This is a genomic window from Puerhibacterium puerhi (assembly GCF_009846865.1).
GTDB classification, from domain to species: Bacteria; Actinomycetota; Actinomycetes; order Actinomycetales; family Cellulomonadaceae; genus Puerhibacterium; species Puerhibacterium puerhi.
In genome coordinates this window covers 1-19,279 of record NZ_WUWN01000037.1, presented here as the reverse complement: position 1 = coordinate 19,279, position 19,279 = coordinate 1, and the positions used below count along the sequence as shown (strand labels likewise).

The 19,279-nt window shown below is 72.2% G+C and carries 15 protein-coding genes and 1 pseudogene; 5 read left to right on the top strand and 11 right to left on the bottom strand.

Annotation, left to right across the window (positions count from 1 at the left end):
* Nucleotides 1–6: 6 nt before the first annotated feature.
* Together GSF02_RS15000 and rfbD are read right to left on the bottom strand one after the other, a co-directional pair.
* Nucleotides 7–756 carry a class I SAM-dependent methyltransferase gene (locus GSF02_RS15000; RefSeq protein ID WP_159797907.1) on the bottom strand — a complete coding sequence of 250 codons (750 nt, stop codon included), beginning with the start codon at nt 754–756 and terminating at the stop codon, nt 7–9.
* 92 nt (nt 757–848) lie between these two features.
* Nucleotides 849–1,748, bottom strand: a complete 900-nt coding sequence (gene rfbD, locus GSF02_RS14995) for a dTDP-4-dehydrorhamnose reductase (RefSeq protein ID WP_268892899.1) — start codon at nt 1,746–1,748, stop codon at nt 849–851.
* 49 nt (nt 1,749–1,797) lie between these two features.
* On the opposite strand from rfbD, the gene GSF02_RS14990 reads away from it, so the two are divergent.
* From GSF02_RS14990 to GSF02_RS14980, 3 genes are all read left to right on the top strand, one after another.
* Nucleotides 1,798–2,415: a dTDP-4-dehydrorhamnose 3,5-epimerase family protein gene (locus GSF02_RS14990; protein ID WP_159797903.1), complete on the top strand. Its 618-nt coding sequence runs from the start codon at nt 1,798–1,800 to the stop codon at nt 2,413–2,415.
* A 268-nt stretch (nt 2,416–2,683) separates the two neighbouring features.
* The gene (locus GSF02_RS14985; RefSeq protein WP_159797901.1) at nt 2,684–3,217 is read left to right on the top strand and encodes a hypothetical protein; all 534 of its coding nucleotides are present in this window, start codon (nt 2,684–2,686) and stop codon (nt 3,215–3,217) included.
* On the top strand, nt 3,214–5,052 hold the full coding sequence (locus tag GSF02_RS14980; protein WP_159797899.1) for an FG-GAP repeat domain-containing protein: 1,839 nt from the start codon (nt 3,214–3,216) through the stop codon (nt 5,050–5,052). The genes GSF02_RS14985 and GSF02_RS14980 overlap by 4 nt, the downstream gene beginning before the upstream one ends.
* A 266-nt stretch (nt 5,053–5,318) precedes the next feature.
* On the opposite strand, the gene GSF02_RS14975 is transcribed toward GSF02_RS14980, so the two are convergent.
* The 9 genes from GSF02_RS14975 to glf all read right to left on the bottom strand — a co-directional run bounded on the left by GSF02_RS14975 (nt 5,319) and on the right by glf (nt 16,438).
* Nucleotides 5,319–6,278, bottom strand: a complete 960-nt coding sequence (locus GSF02_RS14975) for a lysylphosphatidylglycerol synthase domain-containing protein (RefSeq protein ID WP_159797897.1) — start codon at nt 6,276–6,278, stop codon at nt 5,319–5,321.
* On the bottom strand, nt 6,275–7,381 hold the full coding sequence (locus tag GSF02_RS14970; RefSeq protein WP_159797896.1) for a glycosyltransferase: 1,107 nt from the start codon (nt 7,379–7,381) through the stop codon (nt 6,275–6,277). Before GSF02_RS14970 ends, GSF02_RS14975 begins: the two co-directional genes overlap by 4 nt.
* On the bottom strand, nt 7,378–8,478 hold the full coding sequence (locus GSF02_RS14965) for a glycosyltransferase (RefSeq protein WP_159797895.1): 1,101 nt from the start codon (nt 8,476–8,478) through the stop codon (nt 7,378–7,380). The genes GSF02_RS14970 and GSF02_RS14965 overlap by 4 nt, the downstream gene beginning before the upstream one ends.
* A 125-nt stretch (nt 8,479–8,603) precedes the next feature.
* Nucleotides 8,604–9,599 carry a dTDP-glucose 4,6-dehydratase gene (gene rfbB, locus GSF02_RS14960; RefSeq protein ID WP_159797894.1) on the bottom strand — a complete coding sequence of 332 codons (996 nt, stop codon included), beginning with the start codon at nt 9,597–9,599 and terminating at the stop codon, nt 8,604–8,606.
* Nucleotides 9,600–9,696: 97 nt separating this feature from the next.
* A complete protein-coding gene (locus GSF02_RS14955) occupies nt 9,697–11,412 on the bottom strand; it encodes a hypothetical protein (RefSeq protein WP_159797893.1) in 1,716 nt (571 codons plus the stop codon).
* A 235-nt stretch (nt 11,413–11,647) separates the two neighbouring features.
* Complete coding sequence (locus tag GSF02_RS14950) at nt 11,648–12,376, bottom strand: ABC transporter ATP-binding protein (protein WP_159797892.1); 729 nt, start codon at nt 12,374–12,376, stop codon at nt 11,648–11,650.
* A 2-nt stretch (nt 12,377–12,378) separates the two neighbouring features.
* Nucleotides 12,379–13,242, bottom strand: a complete 864-nt coding sequence (locus GSF02_RS14945; RefSeq protein ID WP_159797923.1) for an ABC transporter permease — start codon at nt 13,240–13,242, stop codon at nt 12,379–12,381.
* A 14-nt stretch (nt 13,243–13,256) separates the two neighbouring features.
* A complete protein-coding gene (locus GSF02_RS14940) occupies nt 13,257–15,254 on the bottom strand; it encodes a glycosyltransferase (protein WP_235915607.1) in 1,998 nt (665 codons plus the stop codon).
* Entirely contained in the window at nt 15,251–16,438 is a 1,188-nt protein-coding gene (glf, locus tag GSF02_RS14935; protein ID WP_159797891.1) for a UDP-galactopyranose mutase, read from the bottom strand. The genes GSF02_RS14940 and glf overlap by 4 nt, the downstream gene beginning before the upstream one ends.
* 1,173 nt (nt 16,439–17,611) lie before the next feature.
* Here glf and GSF02_RS14930 point away from each other — a divergent pair.
* Nucleotides 17,612–18,979, top strand: coding sequence for an LCP family protein (locus GSF02_RS14930; RefSeq protein WP_235915606.1), 1,368 nt, complete (start codon nt 17,612–17,614; stop codon nt 18,977–18,979).
* A 4-nt stretch (nt 18,980–18,983) separates the two neighbouring features.
* A pseudogene (locus tag GSF02_RS14925) lies at nt 18,984–19,279 on the top strand (LCP family protein); the annotation flags it as partial.

Below are 19,279 nucleotides of genomic sequence, written 5' to 3'. Positions count from 1 at the left end.
CCGGGGTCACCGCGGCCGCGTCGCCCAGGCGACCAGCCCCGTGCCGTGGGTCGGGAAGGCGCGCTGCAGGACGCGGAACGGCCACGTCCCCACGGCCGCGACGGTGCCGGCGACGGCGGACGACGGCTGCAGCACGCGGCCGCTGCGGGCCGTGCGCCCCTCCATCGTCGGCTCCTCCGCGACCGGGCCGCCGGGACCGGCGAGGCGGTCCCGGGCGAGCTCGAGCAGGTAGCCCAGGGGCGCGCCGTACAACCGCACCCGCGGGTCGTCGAACCCGGCGGCACGCATCCGGTCGCGCAGCTGACCCGGCTCGTAGCGCCGGTAGTGCCCCACGGCCTCGTCCCACGGCCCGTAGCGGTCCGGCCAGGCCGGCGTCGAGAGGATCAGGCGCCCGCCGGGGCGCACGAGCCCGAACCACTCCGCGAGCGCCGCCTCGTCGTCCTCGATGTGCTCGAGCACCTCGAAGGCGCACACGACGTCGAACGCGGCGTCCGGGCCCAGCTCCGCGGCGAGGCCGTGCACCACGCGCGCGCCGGGCGCGACGGCGAGCACCCGCTCGCGCGCCACGGCGTAGGCCTGGGGGTCGGGCTCCACGGCCGTGTAGTCGTGGCGGCGCGCCAGCCGGGTGCCGAAGGCGCCGCGGCCGCAGCCGATCTCCAGCACGCGCGAGCGTTCGCGCGGCAGCACCCGTGCGACCACGTCCCAGCGCAACCATGCGTTGGGAGGCAGCGGGGCAGGACGTCCGTGCGGGAGCATGTCGCCTCCTTCCCGGGAGTCCACCGTAGCGAGTGGACGCAGTCCGGCGAGGGAGAGCGCGCCGGGCCCCGCCCCGGCGGAGCCGCGGCGGGTCAGAGCCCGAGCACGGCGGGCGCGGCGGCCTTCCAGCGCTCGGCCCAGTCGCCGATCGGCTCGACGCCGGCCGCGCGCAGCGCGTCGTGGCCCAGCACCGAGTACGCCGGGCGCGGGGCCGGGCGCACGAACGCCTCGCTCGTGGTCGGCTCCAGCGCCGTGGCGTGCCCCGCCGTCGCGAGGATCTGCCGGGTGAAGCCGTACCAGGACACCTGGCCGCTGGCGGTGCCGTGGTAGGTGCCCGCCGGCGCCCGCGCCGCGACGAGGCGCACGATCAGGTCCGCCAGGTCCACGGTCCAGGTCGGCTGCCCGACCTGGTCGTCCACGACCGTGAGCCGGTCGCGCTCGGCGGCCAGCCGGGCCATCGTCTTCGGGAAGCAGCCGCCGCCGGCGCCGTACAGCCACGCGGTGCGCACGATCAGGTGGTCGGGCGCCTCGGCCCGCACCGCCCACTCGCCGGCCGCCTTGGTGCGCCCGTACGCCGAGCGCGGCGCCACCGGCGCGTCCTCCGCGTACGGCGCGTCGGCCGCGCCGTCGAACACGTAGTCGGTCGACACGTGCACGATCCGCGCCCCGGCCGCCGCTGCCGCCCGCGCCAGGTGCGCCGGCCCCACGGCGTTGACGGCGAACGCCTCGCCCTCGCGCGCCTCGGCGTCGTCGACGGCGGTCCACGCCGCGCAGTTGACCACGACGTCCACGCCGACCAGCGCCGCGGCCACGCTCGCCGGGTCGGTCACGTCCACCTGCGCGCGCCCCGCGGCGACCACGTCGGCGCCGGCCGCGGCGGCCGCCGCGACCACGTCCTGGCCGAGCATCCCGGCAGCGCCGACCACCAGCCAGCGCGTGCCGGACAGGGGTGCGGGGGCGGCGCCCGCCGAGGCGTCCGTGGAGGCGTTCACGCGTAGGATCCTAAGGCCCGCCCGCCCCCTGACGAGGAGTCCCGACCCCATGCAGTACCGCGAGCTGAAGGTCCCCGGCGCGTTCGAGATCACCCCGAAGCAGTTCGGCGACCCGCGCGGCGTGTTCCTCGAGTGGTTCAAGGCCCCGGCGTTCGAGGAGGCCCTCGGCCACCCGCTCGACCTGCAGCAGGCCAACTGCTCCGTCTCGGCCGCGGGCGTGGTGCGCGGCATCCACTTCGCCGACGTGCCCCCGGGGCAGGCCAAGTACGTCACCTGCGCCCGCGGCGCCGTGCTCGACGTCGTCGTCGACATCCGCGTCGGCTCGCCCACCTTCGGCCAGTGGGACTCCGTGCTGCTCGACGACGTGGACCGGCGCGCGATCTACCTGGGCGAGGGCCTCGGCCACGCGTTCATGGCCCTCGAGGACGACTCGACGGTGCTGTACCTGTGCTCGACCGGCTACAACCCCAGCGGCGAGCACGGCATCAACCCCCTCGACCCCGAGGTCGGGCTCGAGTGGCCCACCACCGACCGCCACGGCAACCCCGTCACCCCGCTGCTGTCCGAGAAGGACACCGCCGCCCCCAGCCTCTCCGAGGCGGCCGCCCAGGGCCTGCTGCCGACCTACGACGCCGTGCAGGAGTACGTCGCCTCGCTGCGCCGCTGAGGCACGGGCCTCGCGGCCCGGACGGCTCTCCCTCCCACGGCATCACACCCTCCCTGGCTGATCGCGCCGTTGCTCCCGACCGCCCCCGCGAGTCGCCACAGGCAACTCGGACATCTCGGGTTAGCGTCGAGCCGACTTTGCCGAGCCGTCGAGAGGGCCGACCTTGCGTCGAGTAATCCTGACCACTGTCGCTGCCGTCGCCGTGTGCGCGGCCGGCACCGTGGTCCACCTGTCACCCTGGGGAACCAGCCCGGCCGATGCCGTCGCGTTGGCGCCCACACCCTCCACCTCCGCGAGCGCCCCGGCCGCACCGCCGGACGTCGCCGACCCGAGCGACATCGCGCCGTCGCCGCTCGACGAACCGGCCCAGCCGACGGTCGACTCCCAGGGCGACGTCGGCGAGGGCCCGTCGGCGACGCTCGAGCCCTCGCCGTCAGACACGCCGACTGTGCCGTCGGCGACGCCGTCCGACGAGGTCGTACCGTCACCGGCCAGCCCGTCGCCGGCCGGCGCGGATGTCGAGCTGTCGTACCTGGCCTGGAACGCCGGACCGAGCGACGTCGAGGCGTCCGGGTACGCGGCCGTCTACGAAGAAGGCGGCACGTGCACGCTCGTGCTGACCAAGGGCGGCACGACGGTAAGCGCGGCGGTCGACGGCACCTCCGACGTGACCACCACGTCGTGCGGTGGCCTCGCGATCCCTCACGATCAGCTCTCCAGCGGGACGTGGCAGGCGGTGCTGCGGTACGAGTCGCCGACGACGACAGGCACGTCCAAGCCGCGCGAGGTGGTCGTCCCGTGAGTCTCCGCGTCCCCCGCGGCGTGCGCCTCGCCGCCGCGCTGTGCGCGGTCGCCGTGACAGCCGCCGTGCTCATGGCGCCGGCCCAGGCGGCCTCCGGTCCTGCGCCACAGGCCGCCGGGCCGGTCCAGGCCGCGGCGATCACCGACTTCAACGCCGGCTACATCATCAGCGACGGCGCCATGTACGACTCGACGTCGATGTCGCAGTCCGAGATCGCGTCGTTCCTCGCCACGAGGGGCAAGTCCTGCCGGGCGTCCACCGGCAACACCTGCCTTAAGGACTACCGCGAGAGCACTCCGACGCGCCCCGCCACCGACCTGTGCCCCCGAACCTACTCCGGCGCGCGGAACGAGACGGCTGCGGCCATCATCGCCAAGGTCGGCATCGCCTGCGGCATCAACCCGCAGGTGCTCCTCGTGACGCTGCAGAAGGAGCAGGGCCTGATCACCGACAGCAACGGGGCGTCGGCCCACACCTACTCGCGCGCCCTCGGCTTCGGCTGCCCGGACAACACCGGCGGCGTCTGCGACTCCCGGTACGCCGGGTTCGCCAACCAGGTCTACTCGGCCGCCCGGCAGCTCCAGCGCTACGCGGCGTACCCGACGAGCTACGCGCACCGCGCCGGGGCCACCAACCAGGTGCGCTACCACCCGAACAAGGCGTGCGGCAGCTCGTCGGTGTACATCCGGAACCAGGCGACCGCCAGCCTGTACAACTACACGCCGTACCAGCCCAACAAGGCGGCGCTGGCCGCCGGGGTCGGCAGGGGGGACTCGTGCTCGGAGTACGGCAACCGCAACTTCCACTACTACTTCAAGACCTGGTTCGGGGGGGCCACGGCCAACCGCGTCCCGGACGGCCGACTGGACAGCCTCACCGTGCTGAGCACCACCTCGATCCGCGTCACCGGCTGGGCGTTCGATCCCGACACATCCTCGCCGATCACCGTCCAGGTCAACGTCGACGGCGCCAAGGCGGCCTCGTTCCGCGCGTCGGGCTCGCGGCCCGACGTCGCCCGCGCCAACGGGCACGGCACGAGCGGCTACAGCGGCACGGTCACCCTGACGCCCGGCGACCACACCGTGTGCGTCTACGCGATCAACTCGCCCAGCGGGTCGAACCCGCGCCTCGGCTGCTCGGACGTCTCGCTGTCTTCCGGCAAGAACTACTTCCTCAACGACTCTTGGACCGGATCGGCCAACCACGTGTTCCCGTACGGGGTCACTTCCGACGTGGTGTACGTCGGCGACTGGGACGGCAACCGCAAGGACTCCCTCGCCGTGCGACGCGGCCGGACGTTCTACATCAACAACCGCCTGGGCGCCGGCAAGGCGACCCAGGTCATCTCGTACGGTCGACCGGGTGACACCGCGCTCGTCGGCGACTGGGACGGCGACGGCAAGGACACCCTCGCCGTGCGACGCGGCAACACCTACTACTTCAACAACCGCCTGGCGACCGGCGAGGCAGAGCGGGTCGTCACCTTCGGCCGAGCCGACGACGCGGTGCTCGTCGGCGACTGGAACGGCGACGGCAAGGACACCCTCGCCGTGCGACGCGGCAACACCTACTACATCAGCAACCGCCTGGCGACCGGCGAGGCGGAGGTCGTGATCAGGTACGGCAAGGCGTCCGACGCGGTGCTCGCGGGCGACTGGAACGGCGACGGCAAGGACACCTTGGCCGTCCGGCGGGGGCGGACCTACTACGTCAACGACTCGCTCAGCGGCGGTGAGGCGTCTCGCATCCTCCCGTACGGGCGTAGCACGGACGTCGCGCTCGCGGGCGACTGGAACGGCGACGGCAAGGACACGCTCGGCGTACGGCGCCCGTAGCGGTCCCGCCGGGCCTGCATCCGCGCCGGTACGATGCAGCACCAGGACGCTCCCTGACCCCGCGGTCAGGGAGCGTCCTGCGTCTCGGGGCGACGGCCACGCGCCACGGCCTCACCCTTGCGGACGCCGGCCGGCGCGGCCCGCAGATGCCTGACGCATGACGGGGCCGGACGCGCCGAACGCACGACAGACCAAGCAGCCAGCACCCGACGCACGACGGGCCCGGCAGCCTGTCGACTGCCGGGCCCGGGCGGGGTGCGGGTCGGCTACTGCTGCGGCTCGGCCGCCGGCACGGTGCGCCGGCTCCCCTGCGCGAGCGCTCCCCCGATGCCGGCGAGCCCGAGGTCCACGAGCGTCATGAGCACGCGGCTCAGGAGGGCCACCAGCAGCAGCTCGGCGTGCGGCATCGCCGCACCCATCACCGCGAGCAGCACGCCCTCGCGGGCGCCCGCGCCGGCCGGCACGAGGATGATGAGGAAGCCCACGACCCACGCGAGGGCGTAGCCGCCCACCGCGAGCGCGAACGTGCGCGGGCTGGAGTCGAGCCCGAGGCCCGTGGCCAGCACCCACACCTGGGCGCCGGCGAACAGCCACGCGACCACCGACCACAGCGCGGCCGCGCCGAGGCCGCCCCACGACAGGGGCTTCTCGAGCGGCTCGCGGCGCGCGAGGCGGAAGGCGAACCCGATGATCCGGGTCAGCACGGGCGGCAGCAGCAGCACGGCCAGGACGACGGCGGCCACCACCGCCAGCCACGTCCAGCTCCCCAGCGACTCGCTCGAGACGAAGGGCAGGCAGATCGTGCCGACGACGGCGCCGGAGACGATCGAGACGAGCAGCGCGACGGCCATGGCGGCGAGCGACCGGCGCCGCGGGATGCGGTGGGTCGCGCCGAGCTCGGCGGCTGCCACGACGTTCCACACGCCACCCGGGACGTACTTGCCGATCTGGCTGACGCCGAACACCGCGACGGCCGCGCGGCCGGGCAGCGGCGAGCCGAGGTCGGCGAGCACCGCCCGCCAGGCCACGAGCGTGCACAGGACGTACGCGACCGTCAGGACGGCGGAGCCGGCCAGGGTGCCGACGGAGAGCCGCCCCGCGGCGTCCACGAGGTCGTCCCACGTGGCCCAGACGGCGTACACGGCCAGCCCCACCGCGACGGCGAGGAACAGCCACTTGACGGCGGGCTTGCGCACCAGCCCGAGCAGGCGCTTGACGAGGTTCATCGGGCGCTCACCGTCGCCAGCGCCGCGACGAGCGGCTCGACGACGGCGCGGGGCCGCACGGCGGCGCGCCCGGCCCGGGCGCGCGCCCGGGCCTGCGCCAGCCGGTCGGGCTGCGCGAGCTCGCCGAGGCGGCTCGCGAGCGCGGCGGCGTCGGCCGGCGGCACGAGCACGAGCGCCTCGCCGAGCGTGCGGCGCTGCGGCGCGGTGTCCGAGGTGACGACGACGCACCCAGCGGCCAGGCCCTGGTAGACCTTGTTGGGCACGACCCGCCGGCCCTTCGGGGTGTCGGAGAAGATGCCGAGGCACACGTCGTGGGACGCGACCAGCGCCGGCAGCTCCGCCGGGCCGACCCAGTCGTGCCACGTCACCGCCGGGCTGCCGTCGAGCCGCGCGCGGACGGCGGCGTGGTCCTGGCCGCTGCCCACCATCGTCAGCTCGAGCGGCACGCCCGCCGCCAGCGCCATGGCGGCGGCCTCGCCGATCACCGGAGCGCCCTGCAGGGGCGTGAACAGGCCGAAGAACACCACCCGCAGCGGGTCGCCTTCGCCCCGGGTGCGCTGCGCGGCGTCCGCCGCCGCGAACCACTCGTCGGCGGCGCCGACGCGCACGACGACGCCCTTGCCGGGCGAGCGCAGCATCTCGCGGTGCTCCTCGGTGTCCGTGACCACGACGTCGGCGCACGCCGTCGCCACCCGGTCCAGGGCGGTCAGGAGCCGCACGCGCAGGCCGGTGGCCCCGCGGTCGCTCGCGGTGTCGCCCGCGAAGATCAGGTGGTCGAGCACCACGCGCGAGCGCGGGAAGAGCAGCCGGGCCAGGACGACGTCGAAGTGGCCCATGTAGCCGACCAGCACCGCCTCGGGGCGGCCCGAGCGGCGGCGCAGCGCCGCGGCGTCCGCCACCAGGCCGGCCCAGCACGCCAGCAGGCGCAGCACGAGCAGCGGCAGGCGCCACGGCTGCTGCAGCATCCGCACGCGCTCCGCGGTGGAGAACCCGAGCGGGCGGTTGAGCTCGACGACCTCGTGGCCGTGCTCGCGCAGGCCGGCCACGAGCACGGCGACGCGCGGGTGCTTGCGGGCGTCGTACGTGCCGAACGCCGCGATCATCGCGCGGGCTCGTCCTGCGCGCTGGCCACCTCGCTCGGCTGCACGGCCCGCTCCTGCCCGAGCGCGCCGGGGAGCATCGCGTCGACCGCCGGCGCGAGCGGCCGGGTGGTCGTGCGGTGCGCCTCGAGCGCGGCGCGCAGGTCGCCGGTGCCGTACGTCGTGCCGTACTGCACCTCCTTGAGGCGCTCCAGCGTCTCCTCGAGCAGCACGCGGTTGGTCCGCTCCAGGTCGGCGATCACCAGCAGCGCGAAGCACAGCAGCGCGGCGATGAGCATGGCCACGCCGAAGATGAGCGACTGCACGTGCCCGCCGGCCGTCCCCGTCGCCCACAGCACGAGGAACCGGACGAACGGGATCAGCGCCGCCACGAGGAACATCGCGCCGAGCGTCACGAACACGGCGTGCGGCTTGAACATGATGTAGCTGCGGCTGATCGCCTGGCCCGACTTGCCCATGTGCTGCCAGATGTTCTTGAACAGCCGGGACTCGCGGGTCTTGGCGTTCGTCGTGATCGGCACGGACGCGATGCGCAGGCGCTTGTTGCCCGCCTGGATGATCGTCTCCATGCAGTAGCTGAACTGCGTCACGACGTTGAGGTGCATGAGCGAGGCGCGCGAGTAGGCGCGGAACCCGCTGGCGGCGTCCGGCAGGTCGGTGCCGGCCGCGAAGTTCACCACCTCGGAGCCCACCTTCTGCATGAGCTTCTTGAACGGCGAGAAGTGCTCGATGGTCGCCGTCTGGCGGTCGCCGATCGCGATGTCGGCCTCGCCGCGCAGCAGGGGCTGCACGAGGTCCGCGATGCGCTCCTGCGGGTACTGGTTGTCGCCGTCGGTGTTGACCACGATGTCCGCGCCGTGCTTGAGCGCGTAGTCCACGCCGTCGCGGAACGAGCGCGCCAGGCCCATGTTGCGGGTGTGGCGCACGAAGTGGGTGACCCCGAGGTTGCGGGCGACCTCGACGGTGCGGTCGGTCGAGCCGTCGTCGACGATGAGGATCTCGATCTCGTCGATGCCCGGGATCTCGCGGGGGATGGTGGCGAGGACGAGGGGGAGGGTCTCCTCCTCGTTGAGGCACGGGATCTGCACGAAGAGCTTCATGACGGCTTTCTGTCGGCTGATGGGGTGGGCCTGACGGGCGAACAGTCTACCGACCGGCCGCCGCCGCCCGGCCGGGGACGCCCGTGCGGGGCGTCACTCCGGGGCCGGGGACGGCGGCTGCCCCGTCACTGCCCCTGGGCGGCGTACTTCGCCTCGACGGCGGCCTTCGCCGGGCGCCACCAGGCCTCGTTCGCCCGGTACCACTCGACGGTGGCCTCGAGGCCGGAGCGGAAGTCGGTGTACCGCGGCGCCCAGCCGAGCTCGTCGCGCAGCTTCGAGGCGTCGATGGCGTACCGCAGGTCGTGGCCGGGGCGGTCGTTCACGTGCTCGAAGTCGCCCGGGTCGCGGCCGAAGATCTCGAGCAGGGTCTGGACGACCTCGAGGTTGTTCTTCTCGCCGTCCGCGCCGATGAGGTACGTCTCGCCGATCCGGCCCTTCTCGACGATGGCCCACACCGCGGAGTTGTGGTCCTCGACGTGGATCCAGTCGCGCACGTTGAGCCCGGCGCCGTACAGCTTCGGGCGGCCGCCGTCGATCAGGTTGGTGATCTGGCGCGGGATGAACTTCTCCACGTGCTGGTACGGCCCGTAGTTGTTGGAGCAGTTCGAGATCGTGGCCTGCACCCCGAACGACCGCACCCACGCCCGCACCAGCAGGTCCGAGCCCGCCTTGGTCGAGGAGTACGGGCTGGAGGGGTTGTACGGCGTGCTCGGCGTGAACTTCGCCGGGTCGTCGAGCTCCAGGTCGCCGTACACCTCGTCGGTGGAGATGTGGTGGAAGCGCACGCCGTGCTTGCGCACCGCCTCGAGCAGCGTGAACGTGCCCACCAGGTTCGTCTGCACGAACGGCGACGGGTCGTCCAGCGAGTTGTCGTTGTGGGACTCGGCGGCGAAGTGCACCACCAGGTCCGACTCCCCCACCAGGCGGTCGACCAGCGGTCCGTCCGTGATGGAGCCCTCCACGAGCGTGACCCGGTCGGCCACCGGCGCCAGCGAGCCGCGGTCGCCCGCGTACGTCAGGGCGTCCAGCACGGTGACCTCGGCGTCGGGACGCTCCCGCACGGTCTGGTGGACGAAGTTGGCACCGATGAAACCGGCACCACCGGTCACGAGGACTCTCAAGGCCGCCTCCGGGCTCGACGTCAGGAACCGCCCCAGACTACCGTCCGCCGTGGGGCGCCGGCCCGGCCGGGTTGCGTCGGAGCATCCGGCTGACGGATCAGGGCGCAGCAGCGCCCGCACCGACCAGGCCGTCGGCACGGAGCTGATCCTGCAGCTCACCACGGACGACGTAGAGCTGGTACCCGTAGTCGCCCGTCCCCTTCACCGGCTCGGCGCCGAGGGCATCGGCGTCAGCCCAGCCCTCGCACGCGACGACGACATCCGACTCCGGGCGCTCCGCGTCGGCGTGGAACACGTCGACGTCGCGGGGCGAGAACCAGAACCCGATCCAGTTGAGGGTCGTGGCACGCGGCCCGATGATGGTGATGCGGCCAGGGTCGCAGTCCATGTCGAAGGACACTGCCGCAAGTTCGCCGCCCTCAGCGTCCTCGATCGCGTCGAGGCCACGCTCCATGTGAACGGGTGCCTCGCGCGGGAGGTTCTCGTCGGAGGCGTTCGCGTAGAGGAATAGCGCGGGCACAAGAGCAGCGGACAGGAGAATCGGGACGCGCGAAACCAGCGCCATGGCGATCTGGGACCCCACGACCGCCAAGGACGCGAGGACCCAGAAGCGGTTGGCGTCCGTGAGCGTCGGAGTGAGCGGGATCTCGAACGGTGTCGTAGGCCACATCGATTCCCAGGCCCGCAGAGCCACGATGTTGGCGGGCCCGTACGTCGACCCCCACAGCGGCACCGTATCGGCGAACACGTAGACGACCACGAGGCTCAACACAACGGTCGCGGCGACCGATGTGGCGGCCATCGCCCAAGAGAGCCGCAGGAGCAGCGCCGACAGTCCGAGAGCGATCGCGACGAGGACGAACGGCGCGATATAGCGGGTGTACACCCAGGAGTCGAAGCGCGGTTCGCCGGAGTAGTCGTGGCTGGAGGGGTTCGCCCAGGCGATCCAGGACAGCACCGAGCCCCCGAACGCGAGGCCCAGCAGGAAGACGCCTGGCCCGAACCGCCGACCCCTGACGAGCTCGTTCCATGCCCATACAAGCAGCACCACCGCGCCGAACGCGAGGATCCCCAGAGTTCCCACGAGCTGCGCCCAGGACTGAAGGAACGTCGTCTTGAGCAGCATCACGACATCGGGGTCGGTGAGGGTCTCGAACAGCGCACCCCCCTGGCTGAACGAGGAGAACAGGACGAGCGAGGCGAGATGGTCCGCCAGCTCCTTCGCGCCGTACGCGATCGGCACCAGGGCCACGAGGACTACTGCCGCCGACCGTCGCCGAGCCTTGTCGTACAGGAGCCCGATGAGCCAGATCGCCAACACCCCGATGAGCACCAGCGCTCGCGGGTGCGTGATCAGCGCTGCGAGGGCGGAGACGAGCAGAAGCGCCCCGTTGGCGAGCCCCGGCGCAGACCAGAACCGCATGACCGCATACGCCGTGAGCACGATCAGCAGAGTCAGCAGCTGCTCGGCCAGGACGTAATCGTTGAGTCCTGCGTAAGCCGGGAGCATCAGGGACAACGCGGAGACCGTGATCGCCTGCGGCAAGGACAGGCCGACGCGCCTGACGATTCCTGTGAGGGGCAGCAACGTCGCGACAGCGACGACGTTGGTCAGGAAGTTCGCCCACGTGTACGCGACCCTGGGGTCGTCCGTGAACCAGTACACCGGCGCGATGAGGGCGGACGCTCCAGGGTAGTAGCCCTGGGTGAGCATCACCGGGACGTCGTCCTCGCCGGCGAACACCCGGGCCAGCTGGAACACGCCGTTCTCGTCCCACGGCGTGCGCGGCGCCCACGCCGACTGGGCGATCATGACCGAGACACTGACGAGAGCAGCGACCGCCGCTACCGCGAGAACCCACCACCACCGTCCACCTCGGGGCGCCACGCGGCGGTCACCCGCGCCGAACGCCAGGGGCATCGGGGACATGGCGTGCATGTGCTGGGGTCCTTTCTCGGTGCGCCCGCGGCTACCAGGCGTCTTCTGCCGATGTGCGCGCGCCTCCGGTCCGCCGGAGGGCGCAGTCGTCGTGCAACGTCCGCCTGGATCAGCCTTCTCCACGCATCCGGGCCACGACGTCGGTGGCGACGCCGTCGACCACCATCTTGCCGCGCTCCAGCAGGATGCCCCGCTCGCACAGCCGGGCGACCATATCCAGGTCGTGGCTGACGATGACGAGCGTGCGCCCCTCCCCCTTGAGCTGCTTGATCCGGTCGAGGCACTTGCGCTGGAACGGCTCGTCGCCCACGGCCAGGATCTCGTCGACGAGGAAGACCTCGGGGTCCGAGTGGACGGCCACGGCGAACGCCAGGCGCAGGAACATGCCCGAGGAGTAGAACTTCACCTCGGTGTCGATGAACCGCTCGATCTCGCTGAAGGCGACGATCTCGTCGAAGCGGGCGTCGATCTGCTCCTTGGACATCCCGAGGATCGCGCCGTTGAGGTAGACGTTCTCGCGCCCCGTGAGGTCGGGGTGGAAGCCGGCGCCGACCTCGATGAGGCCGGCGACGCGCCCGCGGGTGCGGATGGACCCGGCGTCGGGCGTCAGCACGCCCGAGATGCACTTGAGCAGCGTCGACTTGCCCGAGCCGTTGAAGCCGAGCAGCGCGACCGACTCCCCCTCGGTCACGTCGAACGAGACCCCGTCCAGGGCGAGGAAGGTGTCGGAGAGGTTCTTGCCCCGGATCGCCGCGACCGCCAGCTCCTTGAGCGAGCGGTTGTGCCGCAGCGTGAACCGCTTGGCGACGTCGGCGACCTCGATGTAGGTGGTGGTCACGATCAGAGCTCCTGGGCGAAGCGCCCCTCGAGGCGCCGGAAGACGAGCTGGCCGACGATCACGATGACGAGCACGACCACGAGCGCGACGCCGCCCACCGTCCACAGGTGGTTGGGCAGGGTCTGCATGTCGCCCGGCAGGACCGCGGGCCGGCCGGCGGCGCCGTACCAGAACGCGTAGTGGAACAGCTCCACCGCCGCCGTCAGCGGGTTGGCCTGGTAGACGTACCAGAGCCACCGCGGCACCTCCTGGTACACGAGGTTCCAGTGGTACAGCACGGGCGAGGTCCAGGTGGCGACCATCGTGATGAGGTCGACGAAGTTCTCGGCGTCCCGGAAGAAGACGTTGACCGCCCCGAAGAGCAGGCCCAGCCCCAGCGCGAGCAGCGCGACGATCACGAAGCCCAGCACGCCGGCGCCGAGCTCGGCGAGGTTCGGCCGCCACCCGCCGATGAAGGCGGCGAGCAGCAGCACGACCAGCTGCGGCAGGAAGTGCACCGCGGAGACCCACAGCGACGCCACCGGGAACAGCTCGCGGGGCAGGTAGATCTTGTTGATCAGCGGGGCGTTCCACACCAGCGACCGGGTGGCGTTGCTGAACCCCTCGGCGAAGAAGTTCATCACCACGATGCCGGAGAACAGGTACACCGCGTAGTCGGGCACCGTGTCGCGCAGCTTGAGGAAGATGCCCATCGCGAGGAAGTACACGGCGAACTGGATCGCCGGCTTCACGTACGACCACGCCATGCCGAGCACCGAGCCGCGGTACCGCACCCGCAGCTCCTTGCGGACGATCAGGCTCAGCAGGTACCGCCGGTCGAGAACGTCGAGGAGGCCACGCCCCTGCCCGGGGACGGACAGGGGCATGGCCGGTGCGCTGGTCACTTGCTCTGCGTCTCCGTCCGGGCGAACGTGGCCTTCCAGGCGTCCTGGCCCACGAGCTCCTCGAGCGACGCCTTGTACCGCTCGGCCATCGTGGGCCACTCGCGCAGCACCCGCTGGTGCAGCGCCACGGAGCGCTCCAGCTGCTTGCGGAACTCCTCGGGGCGCCGCTTGTACCAGGCCGCGCCCGAGCCGTCGGCCAGGGAGACGATGGCGGAGTCGAACCGCGACAGCAGGAACCACTGGGCGTCCATCGCTGCGATCTCGGCCTCGGGGTGCTGCCGGCTGAGGTCGCCGGCCGGGCGCAGCGCCCGGACCGCGCCCAGCGCGGCGCCCAGGTACTTGCCCACACGCCCGGACGGCAACCGCGCCTCGTCGTCGCGCTTGGAGACCTTCTTGCGCTTGACGGGCGGGAACGCGCCGGGCGTCTTCTCGATGCGGGCGTCGTCGTACTGCGCGCGGGTCTCGCGGATGCGGGCCAGGCGGGTGTCCAGCTGGGCGTGCAGGTGCTCCGGGCCGCTCAGCAGGTCCTCGAGGGCCTGGTTGCGCAGCTCCACGACGGAGTACTGCGCCGCCAGCAGGTGCTTGATGCTGTGGTACAGGCTCTCGCGCACGAGCCGGCCGCCGTGCTCGAACGGAGAGTGCAGCAGGGCTGCCACGAAGCGGTTGCGCTCGTGGTAGTACGCCTGCCAGTCGAGCGAGTCGTCCTTGTCGGTCCACGGCACGTGCCACGCCGCGACGCCGGGGAGGCTGACCGTGGGCACGCCGGCCTCGCGGGCCCGCAGGCCGTACTCGGCGTCGTCCCACTTGATGAAGATCGGCAGCGACAGGCCGATCTCGCGGATGACCGAGACGGGGACGAGCTCCATCCACCAGCCGTTGTAGTCGACGTCGATCCGGCGGTGCAGCCGCGGGGTGGTCCGCAGCGCCTCGCGGTCGAGGTGGTGGCCCTCCGGCGCGTCGAGCACCGGGCCCCACCAGAACCGCCACGGGTTGACGCGCTCGCCCATGGAGTGCAGGTGCGACCGGTCGAACATCGAGAACATGTGGCCGCCGACGATGGTGGGGCGGCGGGCCAGGTCGGCGAACGTCACCGCGCGCAGGATGCCCTCGGGCTCGGTGCGCACGTCGTCGTCAGAGATGAGGTGGTAGGTGCTCACGCCCTCGTCGAGCGTCTCGCTCATGCCGCGCGAGAAGCCGCCGGACCCGCCCAGGTTGGCCTGGTGGATCATGCGCAGGCGCCCGTCGAGCGCCTTCTCGGCCTCGGCGAACCCGTCGGCGTCCTCGGGGTGCTTGGTCCCCTGGTCGACGACGGTGACGCGGTCGAGGATCTCCAGCAGCGTCGGGTCCGCGGCGAGCTGCTCCAGCAGCGCGACGACGTCGTCGGCACGGTTGAGCGTGGTGACGCCCACCGTGACCGTGCCCTGCGGGCGGTCGGAGTCCGCCTCCCAGCGCGCCTCGTCGAGCGTGGCGCCCTCGGAGTTCGCGACGATGTCGAACCAGTACCAGCCACCGTCGGCGAAGTTGGACAGCGGGAGCTCGAAGGTGAGCACCTCGCCGGCGGCACCCTCGAACGCCGTGCCCTCGACGCGGTAGGTGTTCCCGCGCGCGTTCGAGCGGTAGACGAAGAACGAGCCGGTGCCGGAGACGGTGGCGACCAGGCGCACCTTCTCCACGACCGTCCACTTGCGCCAGTAGGCGGCCGGGAACGCGTTGAAGTAGGTGCCGAACGAGGCGCGCGCCTTCGGCTCGACGGCGAAGGACCGCCGCGAGGTCACCTGGGCCACGTCGAGGTGGGACGCGACGGGCTTCTCACCGACCTGCCCTAGGGCGCCCTCGACGTACAGCGGCAGGATGTCCTGGTCCGGCTGCAGCGGCAGGACGACGCGCTGCAGGACGCGCACGCCGGTGGTCTCCGCGGGCTTGGCCTGGGCCGTGGTCCGGGCCTTGGCCCGCGTCCTGCCCTGCGCCTTGCTCGGGGTGCTCTGGGTGCTCACGCCTCGACGCCTCCGCTCTGGATGCCGGCGCCCTTGGCGAAGTGCGGGGCCAGCTTGTTGTCCACCATCGACAGCGCCGAGCCGATGGCCATGTGCATGTCGAGGTACTTGTAGGTGCCCAGCCGGCCGCCGAACAGCACGTCGGGCTCCTGGGCCGCGAGGTCGCGGTACTTCAGCAGCCGCTCGCGGTCCTCGCCGGTGTTGATCGGGTAGTACGGCTCGTCGGAGCGCTCGGCGAACCGCGAGTACTCACGCATGATCACCGTCTTGTCCGTCGGGTAGTCCCGCTCGGGGTGGAAGTGCCGGAACTCGTGGATGCGGGTGTACGGCACGTCGGGGTCGGCGTAGTTCATCACGGAGGTGCCCTGGAAGTCGCCCACCGGCAGGACCTCCTCCTCCAGGTCGATCGTGCGCCAGGACAGGTCGCCCTCGGCGTAGTCGAAGTACCGGTCCACCGGGCCGGTGTAGACCACCGGCACGTTGCCCACGACGTTGCCCTTGTTGACCGGCTGCGAGGCGTCGAAGAAGTCGACACCGAGGCGCACCTCGATGTTGGGGTGGTTGGCCATCCGCTCGAGCCACGCGGTGTACCCGTCCACGGGCAGACCCTCGTGGGTGTCGTTGAAGTAGCGGTTGTCGTACGTGTAGCGCACCGGCAGGCGGCTGATGATCGACGCCGGCAGCTGCGTCGGGTCGGTCTGCCACTGCTTGGCGGTGTAGTTGCGGATGAACGCCTCGTACAGCGGGCGGCCGATGAGGTTGACGCCCTGCTCGTCGAGGTTCGCCGGCGTCTTGCCGCCCAGCTCGGCCGCCTGCTCCTTGATCAGGGCGCGCGCGGCGTCCGGACCGTACGCGGACCGGAAGAACTGGTTGATCGTGCCGAGGTTGATCGGCATCGGGAACACCTCGCCCTTGTGCGTGGTGTACACCCGGTGGACGTAGTTCGTGAACCGGGTGAACCGGTTGACGTACTCCCACACCCGCTCGTTCGAGGTGTGGAACAGGTGCGCCCCGTACCGGTGGACCTCGATACCGGTCGTCGCCTCGGCCTCGCTGTAGGCGTTGCCGCCGATGTGCGGGCGACGATCGATGACCAGGACCTTCCGTCCGTGCTCCTCGGCGATGCGCTCGGCGACGGTCAGGCCGAAGAAGCCCGACCCCACGACGACAAGATCCGCGTCCACGTAAAAACTCCTCAGACGTTGGGGTAGCGGCGACTAGCCTAACGTGACCGTGAGCGGCTCCCGCCCCGCCCGACAGCCGTAGATCTTGTGCGCGACGGCACTCAGGCGAGCTACGTGGTGGTCGTCCTGCGCCGGCAGGCGCCCAGCCGGACCGGCCCCGTCCGGACCTGCGTCGCCCGGACCTGCCTCGCCCGGGTGGTCGGAGAGGGGCGCGAGAGTCCAGCCGGAGCCGAGCGGTCAACTGCCCGTGATCCACGGCGTAACGGTCGTCGGACAATCTCAGCGCGATGCCGGACGCCTCTGCGGAGGCCGCCAGCAGGTGCGGATGTGAGCGCGAAGAGATCCACCGCTGGCTCCGGCGCGCCGCCACGCCGTCCGCCAGAAGCTCCCATAGCGAGCAGCAGCGCGCCCGGGGCCGTTCGTAGCGCAGCGCGTCGTAAACAGTCCGGTCCACGTGTGGGATGCACTCGACAGAGTCCACGGCGTCGTCCGGGCAGACGCCCCACTCGGCGCGCATCTTGCGCACTGTGTCGATCACCACGGCGTAGTCCCCGCCGACTATGTCGCCTGCACGCCCACCATGACGTCAGGGGGTGTCGACAGCCGCGGCGGCCACGGGGGTCGCCCAGCCCCGTCGCCGCGACGCGGGCGCGGGTCTCGCCTGCCACCCACCCCGGCGACGACGAAACTGAGGCGCCCCGGGCCACAGGCCGTTGCTGTCACCGCCGCCGAGCACGTGCAACACGCCCAACACAGCCGGTACAGCGTGTCGGTGGGGCGGGCCAAGGGGCTTATGGCGCACGAGCGCAGCGGTCGGCCCAGGCGCGGGGCAGTCGACCCAGGCGGTGGCGCCCGGGTCCGTAGCGGCCAGCCGGCGCAGCCACCCGCGCAGGATGATCTCGTCGACCAAGTCGGGGTGGCCGCTGGCCGCCATCGAGTAGTACGTCCGGGCGGCGCGGTCGCCGGACACCGCAGACACCGAGGCCGTCAGGTCGTTCCCGCGCCCGCGCCCGCCGAAGACCTTCGTCGATCGCGCCATCCTTCCTGGCTCGGGACGACGCGCGTCGTAGAGCCCCGCGGTCGTCGGCGCGGCGCAGCCTGCACAAGCCCTTCACCGCGCTCACCCGGGCGGCTCCCCGGAGTCGCAACACTCTGCCAGTACGCTCGTCGCTCGTGAACGATCGTCCCCGCCACGCCGTCGCGGCGCACCGTGCCGGCTCCCCGGCGCCCCGCCAGCAGCCGGCGCACGCCCGGAGCCTGCCGACGCACGGCGTCGCCCGGGCCGTCGGCATGCTGCTGACCGCCGTCCTCGCGTTCGGCCTGGCCGGCGGGGCGACCGCGGCGCTGACGCTCACGGGCAACATCGACAGCGTCAACACCGACGAGCTGCTCGCGACGATCGACCGCCCGGAGGCGGTGGAGCCCACGGACCCCAACGGCGGCGACGACCTGAACATCGTCATCATGGGCTCCGACTCGCGCGACGGCGCGAACGGCGACTTCGCCTCGTCCGAGGGCACCAGCGGTGCCCGCTCGGACACCACGATGGTCATGCACATCTCCGCGGACCGATCCCGCGTCGAGCTGATCTCGATCCCCCGCGACTCGACGGTGGACATCCCGGCGTGCCCCACCACGGCCGGGAAGACCACCTCGCCGGTGTCGCACACCAAGTTCAACGCCGCCTTCGCCCAGGGCGTCCTCACCGGCGGCGACGTGGCCTCCGGCGCCCTGTGCACCATGACCACCATCGAGTCGCTGACCGACGTGCGCATGGACGGCTTCATCGTCGTCGACTTCGCCGGCTTCCAGAAGATGATCGACGCGCTCGGCGGCGTGCAGATGTGCATCCCGCAGGACATCGACTCCCCCGAGGCGGGCAACCTCGTGCTCTCCGCCGGGGTCCAGGAGCTCGACGGCGCCACCGCCCTGCAGTACGCCCGCGCGCGCAAGGGCAAGGGACTGGGCGACGGCTCGGACCTGGGCCGCATCGGCCGCCAGCAGGAGCTCATGGCCGCGCTCGCGCGGACCGTGCTGAGCAAGAACCTGCTGACCGACTCCCCCGCCCTGCTGCGCTTCCTCGGCGCGGTGACGGGGTCGCTGACCATGAGCGACAACTTCGCCTCGGTGCAGGGACTCGCCGGGCTCGCGTACAGCTCGCGCAACCTGCGCCCCGACACGATCACGTTCATGACCGTGCCCTACGGTGCCGACCCGACCAACCCGAACAACGTCGTGTGGACGGACGAGGCGGACACCGTGTGGGACAACATCAACAACGACCGGCCCGCCAACGCCGCCCCCGACGCCGCGTCCGGCTCGACGTCCGGCTCGACGTCCGGCACGACCGGGGCGTCCCCCTCGGCCGCCCCGTCGGCGTCGGGCGCGACCGGCGGGTCGACCACGGACGGCGGCGGCGCGGCCTCGGCCGACGTCACCGCCGCCGCCACCACCCCGGAGCCGTCCCCGAGCCCGTCGGAGACGAAGAAGGCCGGGAGGGAAGCCTTCACCGGCGCCGACGTCACGTCTGTCTGCGGGTGACCCCATGACCGAGCCGCACAACGTCCCGCCGTCGTTCACGCCGGCCGGCCGCCCGGCGCAGCCGCCGAAGGCCGACGACGCGATCGCGGTCGGTGGTGCCACGCGGCGCCCGCGCATCCCCCGGCCCGACGACGCCGTCCCCGGCGCGGGTCAGCCGCGGGTGCGGCGGCAGTCCTCGCGCGAGGTGCCGGTCACCCCGCCGGACCGGCGCGCCGGCGAACGCCAGCCGCGCTCGGTCCCGCCGCGCAGGACCGGCGCCGCGGCCGCCGGCGGCGCCGCGGCCGGGGCGGCGGCCGCCCG